The organism is Variovorax sp. P4_D9, assembly GCF_056401695.1.
Genome location: NZ_JBFUIU010000761.1, coordinates 1 through 4,206, shown reverse-complemented (window position 1 = coordinate 4,206; position 4,206 = coordinate 1). Strand labels below are relative to the sequence as shown.

Annotated in this window: 4 protein-coding genes; all 4 read right to left on the bottom strand. The window is 63.4% G+C overall.

Going from position 1 to position 4,206, the window contains the following annotated elements:
- Positions 1–218 precede the first annotated feature (218 nt).
- Positions 219–1,655: an aldehyde dehydrogenase family protein gene (locus tag AC1DY5_RS44560; RefSeq protein WP_478120803.1), complete on the bottom strand. Its 1,437-nt coding sequence runs from the start codon at positions 1,653–1,655 to the stop codon at positions 219–221.
- Positions 1,656–1,694: 39 nt separating this feature from the next.
- Entirely contained in the window at positions 1,695–2,519 is an 825-nt protein-coding gene (locus tag AC1DY5_RS44555) for an SDR family NAD(P)-dependent oxidoreductase (protein WP_478120802.1), read from the bottom strand.
- Positions 2,520–2,610: 91 nt separating this feature from the next.
- Complete coding sequence (locus tag AC1DY5_RS44550; protein ID WP_478120801.1) at positions 2,611–3,579, bottom strand: Bug family tripartite tricarboxylate transporter substrate binding protein; 969 nt, start codon at positions 3,577–3,579, stop codon at positions 2,611–2,613.
- 139 nt (positions 3,580–3,718) lie between these two features.
- A partial coding sequence (locus AC1DY5_RS44545; protein ID WP_478120800.1) for an aldehyde dehydrogenase family protein occupies positions 3,719–4,206 on the bottom strand: 488 nt, incomplete at its 5' end.

Genomic DNA, 4,206 nt, shown 5'->3' with positions numbered 1-4,206 from the left:
CGGCAGCATCGGTATTGCAGGTGCGGAAGAACGCATGGACCGCAAGAAGCTGAGCGCGTACTGCGAGGCCGTCGTGGGGGCCGCCAATCGCCTCACCCAAATTCTGACCGACGAAGTGGGCGAAGAGGTCCGGCAGCCCCGCGCCTTCGGTTCCGTATCGGCGCGCGCGTCGCGGTGAGGGCAAGGAGGACGGCGGCCCCCTCACCGCTCATTGGGAATCACGCCGTCGCGTCTGCCGGAAAGCCGAACATGGCCTTGACTTCCAGATATTCCTCCAGACCGAACACGCCCATTTCGCGCCCGTTGCCGGACTGCTTGTAGCCCCCCATGGGTGCATCGGGGCTGCTCGGGGCGCCGTTGAAGAAGACTCGGCCGGCGCGCAGTCGCGCGCCAACGGCGTGACCTCGTTGCGGATCCGAGGTGAAGAGGTACGCACCCAGGCCATACACGGTGCCGTTGGCGATTTCGATCGCCTCATCCTCGGTGCGGTAGGTCATGACGGCCAGTACGGGGCCAAAGATCTCTTCCCGGGCGATGGTCATGTCCGGGGTGACTTCGGCAAACAACGTGGGCTGCACAAAGTAGCCTCGCTCCAGGCCACGCGGGCGACCCAGGCCGCCACACACCAGCCGAGCGCCCTCTTCGATGCCTTTGGCGATGTATTCCTGAACCCGCTCGAACTGGGCCTGGTTGACCACCGGCCCCATCGTGGTGGCTTCATGAAGAGGGTCGCCCACGACAACTTTGTTCATCTCTGCGGCGGCCAGCCCAAGCACTTGCTCGAGTTGGCTCTCGTGCACCAGGATGCGCGTGGGCGAATGGCAAGACTGGCCCGAGTTGGAGCAGCCCCGTGCGACGTTCCAGCGCACCGCTGCGGCCAGGTCCGCGTCGGGCAGGACGATGTTGGCCGACTTGCCACCGAGTTCCTGGCACACTCGTTTGACGGTAGGGGCCGCGGCCTGGGCGATCAGAACGCCGGCGCGCGTGGAGCCGGTGAAGGACACCATCTCCACGTCCGGGTGACTGGAGATGGCGTTGCCCACCGTAGGCCCATCCCCATTCACGAGGTTGAACACGCCCTTGGGAAGCCCTGCCGCATGCAGGACTTCAGCGAGCTGAATGGCACTAACCGGCGTGAACTCGCTGGGCTTCGCCACCACAGTGCAGCCCGCAGCCAGCGCGGATGCAAGCTTCGTGCACAGGATCTGCACGGGATGGTTCCAGGCGGTGATGAGTCCGCACACGCCGATGGGCTCGCGGCGGATGAGGTGCGGCCCCATGCGCGTCTCGAACTCATAGCTGGTCAAGGTCAACGCCGCCTGCCTGAAGGCATCAATCGCGGTTCGGACCACGCCCACCGCGCTTTGAGGCGCACCCATCTGCTGCGTCGCGGCCTGCATCAGGTCGCCCTCTCGTTCCTCGAGCGCCTGCACGATGCGCTGCAGTTGCGCCACGCGATCGGCCTTGCTCGTCGCACTGAAGCCCGCAAAGGCCGCGCGGGCGGATTTCACCGCGCGATCCACGTCATCGGCTGCGCCCAGCGCGACGGTGGCAAAAACCTCTTCCGTCGCGGGGTTCACCAATTCGAACGTCTTTCGGGAAGACAAGGGGTCGACCCACCAACCATTGATGTAGAACTTGCCGTAGTGATTCATTGCTTAAATGTCCTGTGAGGGGACCAAGAGTCAGAGGAATCAGTGGCTGTGGGTCAGCCCACCGTCGCATGCGATGGTCTGGCCACTGACGAAAGCGGAAGCAGGCGTGCTGAGGAACATGACCAGCCCCACCAAGTCGGAGGGAACCTGTCCCTTGGGAACGCACTGTTGTCCCAGCATCTGCTGGCGGCGCTCCAGCGTTGGGTTGACGGCGCGATCTACCTCCGTCGCCACGCCGCCCGGCCGCACGCAATTGACCGTGACGCCATCTTTGCCAAGCTCGCGCGCCAAGGCATTGGTCATCCCGATGAGCGCCGACTTGGATGTCACGTAGTGCAGGTAGTTGGCCACTCCCAACGGTACCGAATCGGACGAGATGTTGACGATGCGCCCCCATTGCGCGGCGCGCATGGTCGACGCCACTGCGGATGCGCAGTTGAACACCCCGGTGACGTTGACTTTCATCACCAGGTCCCACTCCTGCTGGGAAATTTGGTCGAACGGCTTCTTTTGGAGTGTTGCAAAGATCGCCGCGTTGTTGATCAGCGCGTCAATGCGCCCGTGCTGCGCCAGAACGCCCGCAGCCATTGCATCCACCGACGCCCTGTCGCCAACATCGACCTTCGTTGCCATGGCTTGGCCACCGGCCGCCTCTATTTCCGCGCRCACGCGTTGCGCGCTCTCGAGGCTGAGGTCGGCAATGACCGGAATCGCCCCGGCTGCGGCGAACTGCCGGGCGAACTCACGACCAATGCCTTGGCCGGCGCCAGTGATGATGACCACCCTGTCCTTGACGCTGAAATCCCGGGCAGACGCCGGCACGCCGGAATCGTCGGGGGTGTGGACAAAAGCTTTTTCGTTCATCTGATATGACCCTTAGGAAGTTGTTTTCAAGGAAGACGCTGGCCGGCAGATGCCACCGGCTCCCCGCGGAGGCCGCGTGGCCTCGACGGCCTCACTGCGTTGTCAAGTTCGTCGAGCGCACCAGCCTGCCCCATCGCTCGAGATCGCGCCGCTGGACGGCCGCAAGCTCGTCGCCAAAAACTGGCATCGGCTCCAGTCCAAAGTTTGTAAAGGCATCCTTGACTGGCTGGGTCTGCACCGCCTTCTGCAAGATGCCCCGCATGGCTGCGACGATGGCCGGCGGCGTTTTCGCTGGGAAGTAAGTCGCCCACCAGCCCGTCACCTCGAATCCGGCCAGTCCTTGCTCCTGGAGGGTGGGAACGTTCGCAAGTGCCTCCATTCGGCTGCCCCCCGATACCGCCAAGGGGCGAACGCGCCCGGTCTTGTGCTGCGCAGCAGAGCCGGGCAAATCCATGAATACCAGGTCCACCTGACCGCCTGCCAGGCCGGTGATCGCCTCCGTCTGCGACTTGTAGGGCACCGACAGCAGCTTGATACCGGCGACGCTTTGCAGCAATTCGCCCGCGAGGCGAGTTGTCGCAGTTCCACTGCCAAAGCTGTACTTCCCAGGATGGGCCCTTGCAGCCTCAATAAACTCCCGGGCGCTCTTTTGCGGCAGGCTCGGCCCGGCGTTCAAGATGAGCGCGAACTTGCCGACTCCGCCAATGGGCACGAAGTCGGCGACCGGATCGTACGAAAGCTTGCCCAACATGTGGGGGTTCAGCACCTGGGTCGAGCTGGTTGTCATGACCAGCGTGTAGCCGTCGGGGGCTGCCGCCTTGGCGGCGCTCATGCCGATCTGCCCCTCCGCGCCGGCCTTGTTCTCCACGATGGCGTTGAGCCCCGAGACTTCGGTAATCCCTTGGGCGAGCGCGCGCGCCAGCAGATCGGTGGAGCTGGCAGCGCCAAACGGCACCAGGATTTTGAGCGGCCTGGACGTATCAGGGTACGACTGAGCCCAAGCCGACCCGAGGGCCAACCATGTCGATCCCAGAACCAACCAGCGCAACAACGTTCTCATGGCGTCTCCTGTTAGATCTCGGTCGCCGGGCACAGTGGGCACTGATGGCCACTTCTCAGCGAAACCAGACCTGAAATTCACAATCCGTTGAATTCAAATATACCGCCATTTGGGATTTATTTCAAGCAACGATTGTGGTCTAAAGAAAGATCTGCACGGACTTTTCCTCCGTGTACGAGTACAACTCCTCCAAGCCGCGCTCGCGTCCCAGCCCGCTGTTCTTGACGCCTCCGAACGGAATGGCGCGAGCATTGGAGGCGACGCCATTGATCCAGATGTAGCCAGCGTGCAGCCGGCGCGCCGTCTTCAGAGCCACTGAGATGTCCCGCGTCCAAATGGCGCCTGTCAGACCCAGCTCGACGGAGTTGGCAATGGCAATGGCCTCATCGACGTCACGCCAACGCATGATGGAAAGAACCGGCCCAAACACCTCCTCGCGAGCCAGCCTCATGTCCGGCGTCACGTCAGCGAAGACGGTCGGTTCGTACCAGAAGCCGCGCTCARACTGCTGGCCTTCGGGGCGCCGCCCGCCTGTAAGTAGTCGCGCGCCCTCCTCCTTTGCTTGCGCCACGTACTGCTCGACCCGCTCGAGTTGCGCCCGAGAGATGATCGCGCCCATCTGAGTAC

Excerpts from the sequence above, each read along its gene's own strand:
- AC1DY5_RS44550 (WP_478120801.1), bottom strand. The coding sequence starts at position 3,579 with ATGAGAACGTTGTTGCGCTGGTTGGTTCTGGGATCGACATGGTTGGCC.
- AC1DY5_RS44560 (WP_478120803.1), bottom strand. The coding sequence starts at position 1,655 with ATGAATCACTACGGCAAGTTCTACATCAATGGTTGGTGGGTCGACCCC.